A 17684-nucleotide genomic window follows, 5' to 3' on the forward strand; every position below is an offset into this window, starting at 1 on the left:
AAAAATAAAGGCAAATGTGATCTTCATTTATAATCCGCGTAATCAGCTTTTCGAATCTGCGCAATACCATCTCTATTTACTCGAAATAATTTAAGATACGATACCCGCCATCCTTCAAGTACTGATCCTTTTTCATAAGCTTCAAATCACTCTGCATCATATCAGTAACCAGGTCTTTCAATTCATATTCCGGAACCCAACCTAATTTTTCTTTGGCTTTGGTCGCATCTCCAATCAATAAGTCAACTTCCGTAGGTCTAAAATATTTAGGATCTACCGCTAAGACTTCCTTCCCAATTTCAAGTTGGTATTCGGGGTTGTTACAGGCTTTGACATAACCTTTCTCTTCAACGCCTTCACCTTTAAATTCGAGTTCAATACCCGCGTGTCCAAAAGCCATACGTACAAAATCACGTACCGGTGTAGTTTTATTGGTTGCGATTACCCAGTCTTCAGCTTCGTCTGCCTGTAAAATCATCCACATCATACGTACATAATCTTTGGCATGTCCCCAGTCGCGTTTCGCATCCAGATTTCCTAAATAAATTTTATCCTGAAGTCCTAAAGCAATACGCGAAGCTGCGCGGGTTATTTTACGGGTTACAAAAGTTTCTCCACGTATTGGAGACTCGTGATTGAATAAAATACCATTACACGCATACATCCCATAGGCTTCGCGGTAATTCACAGTAATCCAATACGCATACATTTTTGCAACTGCATATGGAGAACGTGGGTAAAAAGGAGTCGTTTCCGTTTGTGGAACTTCCTGTACTTTACCATATAACTCGGAAGTAGACGCCTGATAGATTCGTGTTTTATCGCCTAAGCCTAATAAACGCACGGCATCTAGAATACGTAATGTTCCTAAACCATCTGCATTACCCGTATATTCCGGAACTTCAAACGACACCTGAACATGACTCATCGCCGCAAGATTGTAGATTTCATCAGGTTGTATTTCCTGTATTAAGCGGATTAGGTTTGTACTATCGGTCATATCCCCATAATGCAATATAAAATTACGATGTTCTACATGAGGGTCCTGATATAAATGATCAATACGATCGGTATTAAACAACGAAGATCTACGCTTTAAGCCGTGTACCTGATATCCTTTTTTTAATAAAAACTCACTTAAATATGCGCCGTCCTGCCCCGTTACGCCGGTGATTAATGCTACTTTCATAATTGATGGGTATAAAAAATAAAATTTAAATGTGTTACGAACCTATGGCATAAAATTCAAATCCCAGAGCTTCCAGTTCGTGACGGTCTAATAATCTGCGTCCGTCAAACAGAAATGCCGGCTTAAGCATATTGTGATACACTTGCTTCCAGTCTAATGTTTTAAAAGCATCCCACTCAGTCATAATGGCAACAGCATGGGCTCCCTGGGTTGCTTCCAAGGCGCTATTCACTACGGTAATGTTTGCGCGGTTTTCTTCGGCGCTTCGGGTGTTTAAATAATCTAAATCGGCTAAGATTTGCTCTTCACTCACTTTAGGATCATAAACTACGACTTCGGCCCGCTCATTCAATAAATAATCAGCTACATAAATCGCGGCAGATTCTCGCGTATCATTGGTATCTTTTTTAAACGCCCAGCCTAGCATGGCTATTTTCTTACCCGAAACAGTATTGTACAAGGTCTTTACCATCTTAGCTGCAAAACGACGCTTCTGGTGATCGTTCATGATAATTACCTGCTCCCAATAATCGGCCACTTCAGTTAAACCCAATGATTTTGAAATATAAACCAAATTCAAAATATCTTTTTGAAAGCATGACCCCCCAAATCCTACAGAAGCCTGTAAAAATTTAGGTCCTATACGACTGTCCATACCTATAGCCTTAGCCACTTCTTTAATATCTGCACCTGTTTGCTCACACAATTCCGACAAGGCGTTAATGCTGGAAACACGCTGCGCTAAAAAGGCGTTTGCCGTTAATTTAGAAAGCTCGGAAGACCAAACATTGGTTGTTAATATATTTGTTCTAGGAACCCAATGTGCATACACGTCAACCAGTGCGTTAATCGCTTCTTTACCGGCTTCGGTATCGAGATCACCTCCTATCAACACGCGATCGGGAGCTTGTAAATCGTTAACAGCAGTTCCTTCCGCTAAAAATTCAGGATTGGAGAGAATTTGAAAATTCACCCCATTACCCGTATTATCTAAAATACTCTTCAAGGCTTCTGCAGTTCGTACTGGCAAAGTAGATTTCTCCACTACAATCTTATCGGTTGTAGAAAACCGTGCTATTTGTCGTGCACACAACTCGATAAACTTTAAATCAGCAGCCATCCCTTTACCAATTCCATAGGTCTTGGTTGGCGTATTTACCGAGATAAAAATCATATCGGCTTCATCAATAGCTTTATCAACTTCCGTGGAAAAAAATAAATTACGACCTCTGGCTTCTGCTACGACTTCAGCAAGTCCCGGCTCATATATCGGAATATTTTTAACATCTGCATCATTCCAGGCTGCGATACGTTTCTCGTTGATATCGACAACAGTTACTTTAATACCAGGTGCTTTTTGAGCTATGATCGCCATCGTAGGACCTCCTACATAACCCGCACCAATACAACAGATGTTTTTAACTTTCATTATATCACTTTTTAATTAATCTTATTTCAAATTCTTATCACGGCTTCGCCGTTGTAAGTCCCATTTAGGACTCACTTATAAATTACCAATCTCAAATTATCTCAGCTAATCGCTAAGCTTCAAGCACATCTTTAAACTTTGCCTGAACAACCATTCCCAGACATTTAAGATATAGCCTCATTTTATTACCACTTACTTCTATGATTTCTGCATCGCGTCCCTTCAAAACACCTTTAGTGAGTTGAATATTGCTTCCGGGTACATAATTCTCCAATTCTATATCTTCCAGATTATCATGATCAAGCCATTTTTTTATAGTCTCGATCTCCTCATCTCGTACCACTGCAGGTTTCCCTAACCAAAATAAATAGCGTACCGCTCCCGGAACACTAAATACTAAATTGCGTTCTGATGCGCTAAGATTAACAAATATATAGGATTTAAAAAGGGGAGTTATTACTTTCTTTTTTCGGTCACTCCAAATCCTGGTTTCTGTAATGGTAGGGCAAAAAACTTCTATACCTTTATCTTGAAGTGCCGAAGTTACTTTCTTTTCAGATTTGGATTTAACATACAGTACATACCAGCTCATGAAACTAAGACTCTGATTTTATATCTCTAATTAATAAATAATTAAGATTTAATTCGCCGCGAAAATAAAGCAAACCAACCGTTAAGCAAGGGTAATTTAGCATTAAATTAAGAAACCACAATCAAGCAGTATACTATATCTTGGTTCGCAAACGATATAAGCTTAATCTTTAAATGTACCTATCCTTAGTTTAACTAGGAACAAAAAAAAGAGCCCGTTGGGCTCTTTCTTTTGCTTACCTTTTAACTCCTATTCTTCCTGATAGGTAACCTCTCCATCCCATTCCATAAAACCTCCTATAAGATTATAAGTGGTTTCAAAACCCAACTGATCCATCAACTGAGCAGCCTGACCACTACGGTTTCCAGATCGGCAATAGATGTAGTAATTTTTAGATTTATCCAGCTCATTTACCTTATCTATAAAACCCTGACCTTCATAAATATCTATATTGTGAGAGTTTGGTAAAATCCCCTCATCCACCTCATTCTGAGTGCGCACATCTAATATATAAGCATTGTCATCTTTCGCAAGCTGCTCCTCCCACTCTTCTTGTGTTATATTTTTCATCTTATGTGTATTTAAATTTGATACTCAAAAATAAGAATTGTTCCTTTCTTAATCAGATTTTCACGCTTATTCTTTAATTGAACAACCTATCGCTTTCGTAGTCGTTGTCTTTATATCCTCATCACTAAGAAGTGAATTAATGGCGTTTTCTACATATTTTTCGGTTACCGTTTCAGAATCACGCACACTGTTATCAATAGCTCCTATATATTTAACAACTAAATCATTTTCCTTTTTTAAGATAAATACGTGAGGAGTTTTTGTTGCTCCGTACTGCGGATAAACCTGCTGCCCTTCATCAAATAAATAAGGAAACGTGAAGTTTTTCTCCTTGGCGCGTTGTTGCATCGCTTCAAAACTATCACCCGGACTTACAACGGGGTTATTGGGATTTATGCCTATTACCGGGAATCCGACCGACTTATATTTTTTATCTAGTGCTAGTATGCGTTCTTCGTTAGCAATTGAAAACGGACAAGTATTGCACATGAAAACTAGAATAAACCCTTTTGCATCATTAAACTGAGATAAGGAAACTTGATTACCACTAACATTTTTTAAACTGAAATCTGTAGCTATATCGCCCACTTCGTATCCTGATTTGTAATCCCGCATTCCAAAAATTACGGCAGCTGCTGCAACTAAAGCAACCGTTAACAGGAATAATATTTTTAATGTTTTCATAGTATAATGTCTTATTCTTCTAATAATTCTTCGATTTCAAGCGCTAAATCCCTATAAGAAAATGACTTTTCAAAAAATTTGTAGCTGTCTTGAGTGATTATTACGGTTGCAGGGATTGCACCACTCCAGTCTTCAGAAACTTGCGGTATCCATTTGTTACCATACGGGTCGTCTAAAAATAAGATTTTAGATTTTAATTTTTGCTTTTGAATAAATGGAATTACACGGCTAACAAGTTGCCCAGGAAAATCTAAACTAACCAGCGTTACCTCCACCCCGTTGTCTTTGTAATTAGTATTAAGCTTTTCAAAAACAGGAAGTTCTTCTACACAAGGCGCACACCAGGTAGCCCAAAAGTTAATGACCTTTATCACTTTGTCTTCAGGGTTATCAAATAAAGGTTTTAGACTTTCAAAGTCGTGTACTTCTAAAGCTACATCTCCCTCTTTTACAATTTTATTTGGTATCAGAATTCCAGCACTTGTGTTAACTGAAGAACAACCACTTATAAGAAGACTAAGGAATATTGAGAGAAGAAAATATCGCAAAATAGAAACTAATGATTACGTGCACAAACTTAACGAATTAGCGTATTCAGTTTAGCGTTTTAAGATTTGTATAACATTTTCAGCATCCTTTGAAAATAGTTCTGGCTATTAAATATTAGTTAAAATTAGAATTAACAAAAAATTGAACACTGACTTGCATTACATTTGTACCTACAAATATTGTATCAACAACATTAAATGAAAATAGAAGACGCACTTAAATTAAGTTCGAACACAGATCTTAAATCAAAGACTTTAATAAATCTGCATTATACCTCCAGATTTTTTGAAGAACGTTTTGCATCGTTATTAAAAGAGTTTGACCTCAGCGTTCCTCAGTTTAATGTGTTGCGCATTCTTAGAGGGCAGAAAGGGAAGCCGGCGAGTTTAGCGTGTATTCAAGAACGTATGGTCGATAAAAACAGTAATACCACCCGTCTGGTTGACAAACTCATTCTTAAAAATCTCGTACTACGTAAAGTATGTCCTGAGAATAGAAGAAAAATAGAAATAACCATTACAGAACAAGGTCTGGATTTACTTAAGACTCTTGACCCAGTAACCCAAAAAAGCAACGCCGATCATACTTCGGCTTTAAATACCGAAGAGTTAGAATTATTAAATAATCTATTAGATAAACTTAAAAGTCATGAATAACTATATCGAAGATTTAAAATGGCGCTACGCCACTAAGAAGTTTGACGCAACTAAAGAAGTTAGTCCGGAAGAACTCGAAAACCTAAAAGAGGCTGTTCAACTATCAGCGTCATCGTATGGCTTACAACCTTATAAAATACTCATTGTTAAAGATTCTAAGGTTAAAGCTCAACTTAAAGAAGCTGGTTACAATCAATCGCAATTCACAGATGCTTCAGAAATATTTGTATTTGCACATCAAACCGATTTTGGTCCTGAATTAGTAGACAGTTATATCGCTCATGCAGAACGCATTCAAGATGTAGAAAAAGGAAGTATGGATGACTATGCTAATATGATGAAAGGTAGCCTTGTTTCTCTTCCGCAAGAAGCAAAAGCGGGATGGACAGCAAGACAAACATATATAGCTATTGGAAACTTATTAAGTGCTGCTGCAACTTATAAAATCGATGCGTGCCCAATGGAAGGTTTTGATGCTGAAAAATTTGATGAAATTCTAAACCTTAAGGATACCAATTTACACGCAATAGCAGTAGTTGCTATCGGCTACCGAAGTGAAGATGATAAATATCAACATGGCAAAAAGGTAAGACGTCCTCAATCTGAACTTTTTAAAACTATATAAATCAACAATAAATAATCTAAATACATATTATTATGAAAACCACTATTAAATCAATTCTTATTCTTGCTGTGGGCGTTGCAGCAGCATCATTTACCTCAAAACCCGTAGAGCGCGTAACTGTCAAAAAAAGTACCATTAACTGGGAAGGAGAAAAAGTAACCGGATCACACAACGGTACAATTAATCTTAAAGAAGGTTATTTTGAAATGGACGGTGATGCAATAACTGGTGGCGAATTTGTTATCGATATGACCAGCATCGCTGTAACCGATCTTGAGGGTGATAGTAAAGGACAACTAGAAGGACACCTTAAAAGTGATGACTTTTTTGGCACAAGCTCTCATGCTACTGCAAAACTTGTAATCACCAAAGCTGTAAAGCAAGGATCTACTTATAAAGTAACTGGAGATTTAACTATTAAAGACATAACTAAACCGATTAGTTTTGATTTAAACAAAGCGGGCAACACGCTGTCAACAGAGCTTACAGTAGATCGCACAAAATATAATGTTCGATATGGTTCTGGAAGCTTCTTTGATAACCTTGGAGACAAAACGATTTATGATGACTTTAAATTAGATATTAAACTATACATATAAATTTTTTAAAAGTTATTTTGAATTTTGTTTGTTAGCTGTTCTTCAATAATTATCTTTGATGTAAATATGAAAAACAAAGCATTAAATATTTGGTGGTGGATCTCGCAACAGTAACGTCGTGAACAAACCTTGTATTTAAAATTCAAATAAAGAAAGGCCTGTCTCACGACAGGCCTTTTTTGTTATTAGCAGATCAACATCATAATGAAATACACTTTAAAAACTTTTAGAAAAAAAATACTTGCAGATACGATAACTCCTGTTTCAGTATACTTGCGTTTGCGGGATAAGTTTCCTAATAGTCTACTACTTGAAAGTAGTGACTACCGGGCTAACGACAACACCTTCAGTTACATTTGCTGTAAACCCATCGCGTCTATTACGGTTCAAGATGAATGTGTAAAAGAGATTTTTCCTGACGGCACTACCAGAGAAACAAATATTACTTCAGAAACCGATGTGGTAGGTATTATTGAGGTTTTCGCTAAAACTTTTGATACAGATACAAATGACCAGAAATTTATTCAAAACGGTCTTTTTGGTTATATGAGTTATGATGCTGTGCGTTATTTCGAAAATATTTCGGTTACTAAAAAAGAAGGGGCTTTACAAGTGCCTGATATTTATTATGCAGTCTATCAAAATATTATTGCAATAAATCACTTCAATAACGAGGCACATATTCTCTCTCACACCTATAATGAAGATAATAATCTGGAAGAAATCGCTCAGTTACTTAAAATCAAAAGCTTTGCAGAATATAGTTTTAAGTTAGAAGGTGAGCGCACAAGTGTTACCACAGATGAAGAGTTTAAAGAACTCGTAAGCACTTGTAAAAAACATTGTCAACGAGGTGATGTTTTTCAGATTGTACCATCAAAACGGTTTTCACAAGCGTTTAGTGGTGACGAATTTAATGTTTACAGAAGCTTGCGCAGTGTAAACCCTTCTCCATATCTGTTTTATTTTGACTATGGAAACTTTAAAATTTTTGGCAGCTCTCCTGAAGCACAATTAATTGTTCAGGATGGTAAAGCTGAAATTCATCCTATTGCAGGTACTTTTAAACGTACAGGTAATGATGAGCAAGATGCAGATTTAGCTAAGAAACTTTCTGAAGATGCTAAAGAAAATAGTGAGCACGTAATGCTTGTTGACCTCGCGCGTAATGATCTTAGTCGCAATGGTTCTAATGTTAAGGTTGAAACCTATAGAGAAGTACAGTTCTTTTCTCACGTAATTCATTTAGTGAGTAAAGTTACTGGTACTAAACACCCGGAAACGTCAACTATGCGTGTGGTGGCAGATACTTTCCCTGCAGGCACCTTAAGTGGTGCACCTAAACACAACGCAATGAAATTACTTGAAAATTATGAGCCTATTAATCGTGACGTTTACGGTGGGGCAATTGGTTTTATGGATTTTAATGGCAATTTTAATCACGCCATAATTATTCGTTCATTTTTGAGTAAAAATCACAAATTACATTACCAAGCTGGAGCTGGTGTTGTTAGCGATAGCGTTCCTGAAAAAGAATTGGAAGAGGTTTATAACAAACTAGGAGCACTTACTAAAGCACTTGAACTGGCTGAAGAAATTTAAAATAATTAATTCGCAGACAGAATTAATTTCTTTGCTTCTGCTCTTAAAGTAGAAGCGTAAAATAAATAATGAATAGTAAAGCATTTTATGCTAATTAAATATGGAAACTAATAATACAAATACAAAAGCGTCAGCATCTTTAGAAGGCTCTAAACAGCTTAAAATATTAGTTATAGATAACTATGACAGCTTTGTATATAATTTAGTACACTATCTGGAGGAATTGGATTGTACGGTTACTGTTAAACGCAATGACCAGTTAGATCTTAATGAGGTAGAGCAATACGATAAAATACTACTATCTCCGGGTCCCGGTATTCCTGATGAAGCAGGATTACTTAAGGAAATTATCAAACAATATGCTCCTACAAAGAGTATGCTTGGTGTTTGCCTTGGTCAACAGGCAATAGGAGAAGTTTTTGGTGGTAACTTGACTAATTTAGACAAAGTTTTTCACGGAGTTGCAACCTCAGCAACACAATTAGTGGAAGACGAGCCGCTTTTTAAAAACATTAATAAAGAATTTGAAATAGGTAGGTATCATTCTTGGGTAGTTTCTTCTGAAAATTTCCCTTCAGATTTAGAGATTACCTCACTGGATCAAAACGGACAAATAATGTCATTGCGACACAAACACTATGATGTACGTGGCGTGCAGTTTCACCCGGAATCTGTATTAACTCCTGAAGGAAAAAAAATGATTAAGAACTGGGTGGAAAGTTAATTTTTTCACTTCAGCTACAGCGCCAAGCAACCTATTTCTAAAAGTAGACTTGGAAGCTTTTATAATATAATTACCAATTAAAAACAGTTCTCTCTAAATGGGGAGATGCCTTGAGCAGCGAGCAATTATGAAAACTATATTAAACAGACTCATTAATCACGACCAACTCTCTAAAAGCGAAGCACGTGAGGTATTAGTAAATATATCTGAAGGAAAGTATAATTCGAGTCAGATTGCTGCATTTATTACTGTTTATATGATGCGCAGTATTACCGTAGAAGAGCTTGCCGGTTTTAGAGATGCTCTTTTAGATTTGTGTATCGCCGTTCCCTTTGAAGGTTATAATACTATTGATTTATGCGGTACAGGAGGTGATGGTAAAGATACTTTTAATATCTCTACGCTATCCTCATTTGTAGCAGCAGGTGCAGGTGTTCAGGTTACAAAACACGGTAATTACGGAGTCTCTTCTGTAAGTGGAAGCAGCAATGTGATGGAACATTTAGGAATTAAATTTAGTAGCAATAAAGATTTTTTAAAACGTTGCCTTGATGAAGCAGGTATTTGTGTGTTGCACGCTCCCCTATTTCATCCCGCAATGAAAAATGTAGGTCCTATACGTCGTGAATTGGGAGTTAAAACCTTTTTTAATATGCTCGGCCCTATGGTTAATCCTGCATTCCCGCAGAACCAATTGGTAGGTGTTTTTAATTTGGAATTAGCAAGAATGTATGGCTATTTATACCAGCAGGCAAATAAGAATTTCACCATTCTTCATAGCATAGATGGATATGACGAAATTTCTCTTACAGGAGCTACAAAAGCGATTAGAAACAAAAGTGAACGCATGTTATATGCTGAAGACTTTGGGGTAAAACAGATTACTCAAAAAGAAATTTATGGCGGTGATACCATAGAATCCTCTGCAGCTATATTTAAAAAAGTAATAAGTGGCAAAGGCACTGAAGCACAAAATAATGTGGTAGCGGCAAATGCAGGAATGGCCATTGCAACTGTAAATAATCTCGAGCCCAAAGAAGGTTTTGACCTGGCAAAAGAATCTTTACTTAGTGGTAAAGGTTTAGAAAGATTGAATAAACTAATCGAATTAAGCAAAAATCACTAGTTGAAAGCTGATTGCTTAAAAGTTTTTATTAATAGTATTAGAAAATTATAACGTGAATATTCTAGATAAAATAGTCGCAGATAAATACAAGGAAGTTGCACTAAGAAGGCAGTTAATCCCGATAAAACAACTTGAAAATTCAGTATTATTTGAACGCAGGTGTACATCTCTTGCAGCTGCTTTAAGTAAGAGTAATTCTGGAATCATCGCAGAGCATAAAAGACGTTCGCCCAGTAAATCTACCATAAATAATGGTTTAAACGTTCAGGATGTTGCAATGGGTTATCAGAATGCCGGAGCCTGCGGAATGAGCGTTTTGACAGATGGTAAATATTTTGGTGGTTCCTTAGATGATCTAATACTTGCACGTGCAGCAACAAGTTTTCCCTTATTACGTAAAGAATTTATAATTGATACCTATCAAATTCTGGAAGCTAAAGCTTGCGGTGCAGATGTTATTCTTCTCATTGCGGCTGTTCTTTCTCAGCAAGAAATTAAAAATCTTTCTGAATTTGCAAAATCGTTAGGTATGGATGTTTTATTAGAGGTTCACGATCTTGACGAGTTGCAAAAATCTATTATGCCGTCGCTGGATATGCTGGGTGTAAATAATAGAAATCTCAAGACTTTTGAAGTAAGCCTGGATATAAGCAAAACATTATCAACTTCGATTCCCGATGATTTTATAAAAGTATCAGAAAGCGGAATTAGCAGTGTTGCTGCAATAAAAGAACTGATGCCTTATGGCTATAAAGGTTTTTTAATAGGTGAAAACTTTATGAAAACAGATAATCCAGGATTAAACGCGGAAACGTTTATTAATCAATTATAAATTAAGATCTCATAACTGAAATACACAAGATGACACAAAATAATAGTCCATCTTCTAGCAATAATTTGGCTCCTGAAAAAGCGGAAGCATTACGTATTAAAGTTTGCGGAATGAAGTCGAACACAGCTGAGGTTTCGAGACTTCTGCCAGACTATTTAGGATTTATATTTTATGATAAAAGTCCGCGTAATTTTGAGTTGCAGCAAATACCATCTATACCAGAAGGTGTAAAAAAAGTAGGTGTATTTGTCAATGCGGAGATTGATTTTATTTTAGAAAAAGTGCAGCAGTTTAACTTTGATGTAATTCAACTGCACGGTAGCGAATCACCGGAATATTGCCAGGAACTGAGAAAACGCTGTCAGATCGAGCGCAGTCGTGATCTGCAAAAAAATGCTACACCGACTGCATTCGAGGTGTCTTCCGGAAATCAAATCAAACTCTGGAAAGTTTTCAGTATTAAAGATGCTTTCGATTTTTCAATATTAGAAAGCTATGAGGCGGTAGTCGATGCATTTTTATTTGATACAAAAGGGAAAGAGAAAGGTGGGAATGGGTATACTTTTGATTGGAATGTGCTAAAAGCTTATTCTTCAAAAAAACCATTTGTTCTGAGTGGTGGTATTGGACTCGAAGAAATTGAATCTGTAAAAGAATTGATAAAATTAAATCTTCCCCTCTATGCTATCGATGTTAATAGCAAATTTGAAATAGAACCGGGATTAAAGAATACAGCTGATTTAAGTGATTTATTTTCAGCTTTTAAAACTAAAAAATAAAAAATCTGTCCTCGCGGAAATAAAAATAATTATATGAATTACAACGTAAACGAGAAAGGATACTATGGTGATTTTGGAGGTGCATACATTCCAGAAATGCTTTATCCTAATGTAGAAGAGTTGCGCCAGAATTACATAAAAGTAATGCAGGAGCCAGAATTTCAGAAAGAATTTAATGAGCTTCTTAAAGAATATGTAGGACGCCCTACTCCACTGTATTTTGCCAAGCGATTTTCTGAAAAGTACGGGGTTAAAATATATCTCAAGCGTGAAGACTTATGCCATACAGGAGCGCATAAAGTAAACAATACCATTGGTCAGATCTTAATGGCAAAACGTCTAGGTAAAACGCGTATTATAGCAGAAACGGGTGCAGGACAACACGGCGTGGCAACTGCAACAGTTTGCGCTTTAATGGGACTAGAATGTATTGTCTATATGGGTGCTGTGGATATTAAGCGTCAAGCACCTAATGTTGCTCGTATGAAAATGCTGGGTGCCACGGTCGTATCTGCAGAATCTGGTAGTAAAACATTAAAGGATGCTACTAACGAAGCAATTCGTGATTGGATCAATAATCCTACAGACACACATTATATTATAGGCAGTGTGGTGGGACCTCATCCTTACCCGGATATGGTGGCTCGTTTTCAGAGCGTTATTTCTGCGGAAGTAAAAAAGCAATTACTTGAAAAAGAAGGACGAGAAAATCCAGATTATGTAGTTGCTTGTGTGGGTGGCGGCAGTAATGCAGCAGGTATTTATTATCATTATCTTGATAATCCAGAAGTAGGTATAATCGCTGTAGAGGCAGCAGGAAAAGGAATTCATAGTGGTGAAAGTGCGGCTACTTCAGCCTTAGGTAAGGAAGGAATAATTCACGGTAGCAAAACGTTGCTTATGCAAACGGCAGACGGTCAAATTACAGAGCCTTATTCTATCTCTGCAGGTCTCGATTACCCAGGTGTAGGACCTATGCATGCTAATTTATTTAGAAGTGGCAGAGGTGAATTTATTAGTGTCACTGATGCTGATGCTATGAAAGCCGGTCTTGATTTGAGTAAATTAGAGGGTATTATTCCTGCTATAGAAACTTCCCATGCACTTGCTATTTTTAACGATCGTAAGTTTAAAAAGGATGATATTATAGTTATTAATTTAAGTGGCCGGGGTGACAAAGACCTTAATACGTACATCGAATATTTTGACTTAGCATAGGGGCGCTTCCCTACTCTATTGAGCAGGGTCGGGCTTTCGGCAGTCGCTTTTTTCAAATAGTATTTACTACTTAAAAAAGAGCTCCAACAAAGTCTCAATCCCTAACTCGAATTCAAAACATATAATAATTTCCGCCTTTGCAGAAATAACTAAAGACATCTCAAATGAATAGAATAAATAAACGATTACAAGAAGATAAAGAGCTTCTATCGATATACTTCACCGCCGGTTATCCAGATTTAGAAGATACCGTTCCTGTACTTGAAGAGCTAGTAAAATCTGGAGTTGATATGATTGAAATAGGTCTTCCTTTTAGTGATCCACTTGCAGACGGACCAACAATACAGCAGAGCTCTACAGCAGCATTAAAAAATGGAATGACTACTGCAAAGCTTTTTGACCAAATAAAGGATATTAGAAAAACAGTAGATATTCCGCTTATTGTAATGGGATATTTTAATCCAATGCTACAATATGGCGTTGAGGCTTTTTGTGCAAAATGCGCCGAAATAGGAATTGATGGTCTAATAATGCCAGATTTACCACTTGCCGAATATCAAGAGCACTATCAATCAATATTTGAAAAGTATGATTTAAAAATGGTCTTTTTGATTACTCCACAAACTACAGACGAGCGCATAAGACAAATCGATGATGCTACTAATAGCTTTATTTATATGGTGAGTAGTGCAAGCACTACAGGTAAAACATCAGGTTTTGGTAATGTACAAACCGATTACTTTAAACGTATCGCAGCATTATCACTTAAAAATCCGCAAATAGTAGGATTCGGAATAAAAGATGAAGACACTTTCAAGGCTGCTACGGCAACAGCTAAAGGAGCAATAATAGGATCTGCTTTTATAAAAAGCCTTACTGAAAATGGCATTTCCGGGATTGCCGACTTTATTAAATCTATTCGACCTTAAATATTTAAATCTTAAACCGTTTAGTTGCTGAGTCTTAACCTTGTTTTAGGATGCCGTTATAATATATTAACAAGGCTACTTTGTAAATTTATAATGAACTAAAAAACAAGAATCATGGATAAGAAATTTGATAGAAAAACAGACCAAACAACTCCCACTAATCCAACGGGAAATAGAAATATAAAAACAAATAAAGTTGATATTGATGAACCAACAATCAAGGATCAGCAAAACAAAAAATAGCTGAATTATTCAGCATAAAAAAAGGCATTACTAACGTAATGCCTTTTTTTTATTTAAGCTCGAAATATTATTCTGTTTTGTTTTCAACAAGCTTATACGTAGGATCTTCCATAATATTTACATCTATTATAGCCTCTGCATTCTTTAACAAGCGAATGCAGTCTTTACTTAAATGTCGCAAATGAACTTTCTTACCTACCTTATGATAACGCTGCGTGACAACATTTAAGGCTTCAATTGCAGACATATCTGAAACGCGACTATCTTTAAAATCGATAATCACTGTTTCGGGATCGTTTACTACATCAAATTTCTCTATAAAATTTGTCGTTGACGCAAAAAATAACGGTCCGTATATCTCATAGTGTTTAATACCATCCTCGTCGACAAATTTTCGAGCTCTAATGCGTTTAGCACTTTCCCAAGCAAAAAACAAGGCCGATAAAATCACACCTACAAGTACTGCTAACGCAAGGTTATGAAGCACTACTGTAATTACAGCAACAATTATAACTAAGAAGATATCCTTTTTAGGTACTTTATTAAAAATTTTAAGACTTACCCATTCAAAGGTTCCTATAGCTACCATAATCATAACTCCTACTAAAGCCGCCATAGGTACCTGCTCGATTATAGGAGCACCAAATAAAACGATCATTAATATAGTTAGGGCAGCGATTATTCCAGAAAGACGTGCTCTTGAACCTGCTGATAAGTTTACAAGGGTTTGTGCAATCATCGGGCATCCTCCCATCCCGAAGAAAAAGCCATTAAGCATATTAGAACTTCCCTGAGCAATACACTCTCTATTGCCATTACCTTTTGTTTCAGTAATCTCGTCGACAAGATTTAAGGTAAGTAAACCTTCTGTAAGACCTACTGCAGCCATCACCATAGAATAGGGCGCAATAATTTTCAATGTTTCAAAACTTATGGGAATATTTGGGATATGAAATGGAGGGAAACCACCACTCACCGATGCAATATCTTTAACCGTTTTAGTATCTATTCCTAAGAAATAAACCAGTACAAATACAACAATTATAGCTACTAATGAAGAAGGTACTGCTTTGGTGAATTTTGGTAAAAAAACAACTATAGCAATAGTGAGAGCAACAAGACCAGCCATTATTAATAAAGGTGTACCGGTTAACCAGGCAATCTCTCCATTAACAATAGTCTTAAACTGTTTAATTTGTGACATAAAAATCACAATAGCAAGACCATTCACAAATCCAAACATTACAGGATGTGGTACCAGCCTAATAAATTTACCCAGTTTAAACAGACCTATCAAGATTTGAATCACTCCGGCTAAAGCTACTGCGGCCAGAACATATTCTAGACCATTAGAATTCATTAAAGCAATTAAAGTAATCACTGTGGCTCCTGCCCCACCAGAAATCATACCTGGTCTTCCTCCAAATATTGCTGTTATTAATCCTGCTATAAAAGAAGCATACAATCCCATTAAAGGAGAAAAACCAGCTAAAATGGCAAATGACAATGATTCTGGAATCATTGTCATTGCAACGGTAAGTCCTGCAAGAATTTCGGTTTTGTAATTTACTTTTTGTGTTAAGTCGAAGAGGTTAAATACTTTTCTCATAAAATATATAAGGTTGCATTCGGTAATTATAGTATCGCTATTTTCAATTCAAGTGGCATTCTACGATGCTTAAAGAATAATTTAAAGAGCGATTAATACTTAGAAAAACCGAAAATGACTGTAACTAAAGGGGTTAATTTTTATACATTCAAGCTGCAAAATTAACCTTTTATAAGAGAAGAGTAGTCTAGACTTTTAAAGAATAGTTTATATAAAATAAGAGAAACATTTTATGGAAGTTTCAGTTTAAAACTGCTGCTATATAAAATTGATTTGATTCTTATAATTAAGCCTAAAACTTTATCAAATTAGAAAATATCGAGCTTATCCATAAGATTTCTAATAATTATAAGTAGTTCGTAACCTGTATTTACACTCCCGTTAAATTTATACTAATGCGCTGATATAAAGTCAATGCAAAATTCTTATATATTATTTTCGTAAAAAATTAAATTTATGAAAACATATCTCTACGCCGCAGTTAGTTTATTGATGCTTTCGGCATGTAAAAATGAAAAATCTGTTTCTGATGCTGAGAAAGAAGAACTAGCAGACAATGGAATTACTACAGTACAAACTGCTGTAGGTTCGCTAGATCTTGTAGCTCCTTTTTCATCTGAATCTCAAGTAAAAGAGAGTAAAGTTGTAGGATGGGAAAATGGGAAAACACCTATTGCTCCAGAAGGTTTTGTTGTAACTCGTTTTGCAGACTCTTTAGAACATCCTCGATGGACGTATGTAGCTCCTAATAATGATATTTTTGTTGCTGAAGCAAACACAAAAAATAGCGCTAATCGCATTACACTTCTTAGAGATAGTAACAATGATGGTGAAGTTGATGAACGTTTTATCTTTAAAGATGGTTTAAATCAAAACTTCGGAATGCTTGTTTTAAACAATTATTTCTATATCGCCAATACAGATGGTTTGTACCGATACCCATACAAAGAAGGCCAGACCAAATTAGAAGGTGAAGGAGAAAAAATTGTCCCTCTTTCTGCTAGTGGTTATAATAATCACTGGACTCGTAATATTATCACCAACAGTGCTAAAGATAAAATTTATATTTCTGTAGGATCTGCTAGTAATGTAGGTGAACAAGGAATGGAAAAAGAAGAACGTCGCGCAACAATACTAGAAGTAAATCCAGATGGTAGTGGTGAAGTTGTTTATGCATCAGGTCTTAGAAATCCTGTAGGAATGGACTGGAATCCAGTAACCGGAGATTTATGGACAGCTGTTAATGAGCGTGATGAATTAGGAAATAACTTAGTACCAGATTACGCAACTAGCGTTCAAAAAGGAGGTTGGTATGGATGGCCTTACAGTTATTACGGCCAAATTAAAGATCCGCGTTGGGCAGATGATCCACACCAGGATTTAGTTGACAAAGCTATTATGCCAGATGTACCGTTAGGATCTCATACTGCTTCATTGGGCTTTACTTTTTATAAGGCAGACAAGTTTCCTGCAAAATATAAGAATGGAGCATTTGTAGGTCAGCACGGCTCTTGGAATCGTGTTCCTTTCTCAGGTTACAAGGTGGTTTTCATACCTTTTAAAAATGGTAAACCTCAACCTGCAGAAGATTTCTTAACTGGATTTATTGCTAATGATGGAGAAAATGAAGTTTACGGTAGACCAGTAGGAACAACTGTAGGCCCTGACGGATCATTATTAGTAAATGATGATGATAGTGGCATTATCTGGAAGATCTCTGCAAAATAAT

General features: G+C 36.2%; 19 protein-coding genes. 12 read left to right on the forward strand and 7 right to left on the reverse strand.

Annotated elements, in window-relative coordinates:
• Positions 1 to 76: 76 nt before the first annotated feature.
• The 6 genes from gmd to DSM00_RS14820 all read right to left on the reverse strand — a co-directional run bounded on the left by gmd (position 77) and on the right by DSM00_RS14820 (position 5012).
• On the reverse strand, positions 77 to 1189 hold the full coding sequence (gene gmd, locus DSM00_RS14795; RefSeq protein WP_128758758.1) for a GDP-mannose 4,6-dehydratase: 1113 nt from the start codon (positions 1187 to 1189) through the stop codon (positions 77 to 79).
• Between the two features lie 34 nt (positions 1190 to 1223).
• Positions 1224 to 2618, reverse strand: a complete 1395-nt coding sequence (locus DSM00_RS14800) for a nucleotide sugar dehydrogenase (protein WP_128758759.1) — start codon at positions 2616 to 2618, stop codon at positions 1224 to 1226.
• Positions 2619 to 2730: 112 nt separating this feature from the next.
• The gene (locus DSM00_RS14805) at positions 2731 to 3210 is read right to left on the reverse strand and encodes a UpxY family transcription antiterminator (RefSeq protein WP_128758760.1); all 480 of its coding nucleotides are present in this window, start codon (positions 3208 to 3210) and stop codon (positions 2731 to 2733) included.
• Positions 3211 to 3459: 249 nt separating this feature from the next.
• Positions 3460 to 3780 carry a rhodanese-like domain-containing protein gene (locus DSM00_RS14810; protein WP_128758761.1) on the reverse strand — a complete coding sequence of 107 codons (321 nt, stop codon included), beginning with the start codon at positions 3778 to 3780 and terminating at the stop codon, positions 3460 to 3462.
• A gap of 66 nt (positions 3781 to 3846) precedes the next feature.
• The gene (locus tag DSM00_RS14815; protein WP_128758762.1) at positions 3847 to 4464 is read right to left on the reverse strand and encodes a thioredoxin family protein; all 618 of its coding nucleotides are present in this window, start codon (positions 4462 to 4464) and stop codon (positions 3847 to 3849) included.
• Between the two features lie 11 nt (positions 4465 to 4475).
• On the reverse strand, positions 4476 to 5012 hold the full coding sequence (locus DSM00_RS14820) for a TlpA disulfide reductase family protein (RefSeq protein ID WP_241652432.1): 537 nt from the start codon (positions 5010 to 5012) through the stop codon (positions 4476 to 4478).
• 198 nt (positions 5013 to 5210) lie between these two features.
• Here DSM00_RS14820 and DSM00_RS14825 point away from each other — a divergent pair, with 198 nt between their 5' ends.
• The 11 genes from DSM00_RS14825 (at position 5211) to DSM00_RS15725 (ending at position 14346) form a co-directional block, all read left to right on the forward strand.
• Positions 5211 to 5669: a MarR family winged helix-turn-helix transcriptional regulator gene (locus tag DSM00_RS14825; RefSeq protein WP_128758763.1), complete on the forward strand. Its 459-nt coding sequence runs from the start codon at positions 5211 to 5213 to the stop codon at positions 5667 to 5669.
• On the forward strand, positions 5662 to 6294 hold the full coding sequence (locus DSM00_RS14830; RefSeq protein ID WP_128758764.1) for an NAD(P)H-dependent oxidoreductase: 633 nt from the start codon (positions 5662 to 5664) through the stop codon (positions 6292 to 6294). Before DSM00_RS14825 ends, DSM00_RS14830 begins: the two co-directional genes overlap by 8 nt.
• A gap of 32 nt (positions 6295 to 6326) precedes the next feature.
• A complete protein-coding gene (locus tag DSM00_RS14835; RefSeq protein ID WP_128758765.1) occupies positions 6327 to 6893 on the forward strand; it encodes a YceI family protein in 567 nt (188 codons plus the stop codon).
• Between the two features lie 204 nt (positions 6894 to 7097).
• On the forward strand, positions 7098 to 8495 hold the full coding sequence (locus tag DSM00_RS14840) for an anthranilate synthase component I family protein (protein WP_128758766.1): 1398 nt from the start codon (positions 7098 to 7100) through the stop codon (positions 8493 to 8495).
• Between the two features lie 100 nt (positions 8496 to 8595).
• A complete protein-coding gene (locus DSM00_RS14845) occupies positions 8596 to 9219 on the forward strand; it encodes an anthranilate synthase component II (RefSeq protein ID WP_128758767.1) in 624 nt (207 codons plus the stop codon).
• Positions 9220 to 9346: 127 nt separating this feature from the next.
• Entirely contained in the window at positions 9347 to 10345 is a 999-nt protein-coding gene (trpD, locus tag DSM00_RS14850) for an anthranilate phosphoribosyltransferase (protein WP_128758768.1), read from the forward strand.
• Between the two features lie 52 nt (positions 10346 to 10397).
• Positions 10398 to 11177, forward strand: coding sequence for an indole-3-glycerol phosphate synthase TrpC (gene trpC, locus DSM00_RS14855; protein WP_128758769.1), 780 nt, complete (start codon positions 10398 to 10400; stop codon positions 11175 to 11177).
• Between the two features lie 29 nt (positions 11178 to 11206).
• Positions 11207 to 11956 (forward strand): phosphoribosylanthranilate isomerase, encoded by a 750-nt coding sequence (locus DSM00_RS14860; RefSeq protein WP_394365810.1) that lies wholly within the window; start codon positions 11207 to 11209, stop codon positions 11954 to 11956.
• Between the two features lie 33 nt (positions 11957 to 11989).
• A complete protein-coding gene (trpB, locus tag DSM00_RS14865; RefSeq protein WP_128758770.1) occupies positions 11990 to 13174 on the forward strand; it encodes a tryptophan synthase subunit beta in 1185 nt (394 codons plus the stop codon).
• 164 nt (positions 13175 to 13338) lie between these two features.
• On the forward strand, positions 13339 to 14103 hold the full coding sequence (trpA, locus tag DSM00_RS14870; protein ID WP_128758771.1) for a tryptophan synthase subunit alpha: 765 nt from the start codon (positions 13339 to 13341) through the stop codon (positions 14101 to 14103).
• Positions 14104 to 14217: 114 nt separating this feature from the next.
• Entirely contained in the window at positions 14218 to 14346 is a 129-nt protein-coding gene (locus DSM00_RS15725; RefSeq protein WP_262707489.1) for a hypothetical protein, read from the forward strand.
• Between the two features lie 67 nt (positions 14347 to 14413).
• Here DSM00_RS15725 and DSM00_RS14875 read toward each other — a convergent pair whose 3' ends face one another.
• Entirely contained in the window at positions 14414 to 15955 is a 1542-nt protein-coding gene (locus tag DSM00_RS14875) for a SulP family inorganic anion transporter (protein ID WP_128758772.1), read from the reverse strand.
• Between the two features lie 456 nt (positions 15956 to 16411).
• Between DSM00_RS14875 and DSM00_RS14880 the strand changes: the two genes are divergently transcribed.
• Positions 16412 to 17683 (forward strand): PQQ-dependent sugar dehydrogenase, encoded by a 1272-nt coding sequence (locus DSM00_RS14880; protein ID WP_128758773.1) that lies wholly within the window; start codon positions 16412 to 16414, stop codon positions 17681 to 17683.
• Position 17684: the final 1 nt, after the last annotated feature.

The organism is Leeuwenhoekiella aequorea, assembly GCF_004104375.1.
Classification (GTDB): Bacteria; Bacteroidota; Bacteroidia; order Flavobacteriales; family Flavobacteriaceae; genus Leeuwenhoekiella; species Leeuwenhoekiella aequorea.

Coding starts and splice junctions, on each gene's coding strand:
- gmd (WP_128758758.1), bottom strand. CDS start 1,189: ATGAAAGTAGCATTAATCACCGGCGTAACGGGGCAGGACGGCGCATAT.
- DSM00_RS14800 (WP_128758759.1), bottom strand. CDS start 2,618: ATGAAAGTTAAAAACATCTGTTGTATTGGTGCGGGTTATGTAGGAGGT.
- DSM00_RS14805 (WP_128758760.1), bottom strand. CDS start 3,210: ATGAGCTGGTATGTACTGTATGTTAAATCCAAATCTGAAAAGAAAGTA.
- DSM00_RS14810 (WP_128758761.1), bottom strand. CDS start 3,780: ATGAAAAATATAACACAAGAAGAGTGGGAGGAGCAGCTTGCGAAAGAT.
- DSM00_RS14815 (WP_128758762.1), bottom strand. CDS start 4,464: ATGAAAACATTAAAAATATTATTCCTGTTAACGGTTGCTTTAGTTGCA.
- DSM00_RS14825 (WP_128758763.1), top strand. CDS start 5,211: ATGAAAATAGAAGACGCACTTAAATTAAGTTCGAACACAGATCTTAAA.
- DSM00_RS14830 (WP_128758764.1), top strand. CDS start 5,662: ATGAATAACTATATCGAAGATTTAAAATGGCGCTACGCCACTAAGAAG.
- DSM00_RS14835 (WP_128758765.1), top strand. CDS start 6,327: ATGAAAACCACTATTAAATCAATTCTTATTCTTGCTGTGGGCGTTGCA.
- DSM00_RS14840 (WP_128758766.1), top strand. CDS start 7,098: ATGAAATACACTTTAAAAACTTTTAGAAAAAAAATACTTGCAGATACG.
- DSM00_RS14845 (WP_128758767.1), top strand. CDS start 8,596: ATGGAAACTAATAATACAAATACAAAAGCGTCAGCATCTTTAGAAGGC.
- trpD (WP_128758768.1), top strand. CDS start 9,347: ATGAAAACTATATTAAACAGACTCATTAATCACGACCAACTCTCTAAA.
- DSM00_RS14860 (WP_394365810.1), top strand. CDS start 11,207: ATGACACAAAATAATAGTCCATCTTCTAGCAATAATTTGGCTCCTGAA.
- trpB (WP_128758770.1), top strand. CDS start 11,990: ATGAATTACAACGTAAACGAGAAAGGATACTATGGTGATTTTGGAGGT.
- trpA (WP_128758771.1), top strand. CDS start 13,339: ATGAATAGAATAAATAAACGATTACAAGAAGATAAAGAGCTTCTATCG.
- DSM00_RS15725 (WP_262707489.1), top strand. CDS start 14,218: ATGGATAAGAAATTTGATAGAAAAACAGACCAAACAACTCCCACTAAT.
- DSM00_RS14875 (WP_128758772.1), bottom strand. CDS start 15,955: ATGAGAAAAGTATTTAACCTCTTCGACTTAACACAAAAAGTAAATTAC.
- DSM00_RS14880 (WP_128758773.1), top strand. CDS start 16,412: ATGAAAACATATCTCTACGCCGCAGTTAGTTTATTGATGCTTTCGGCA.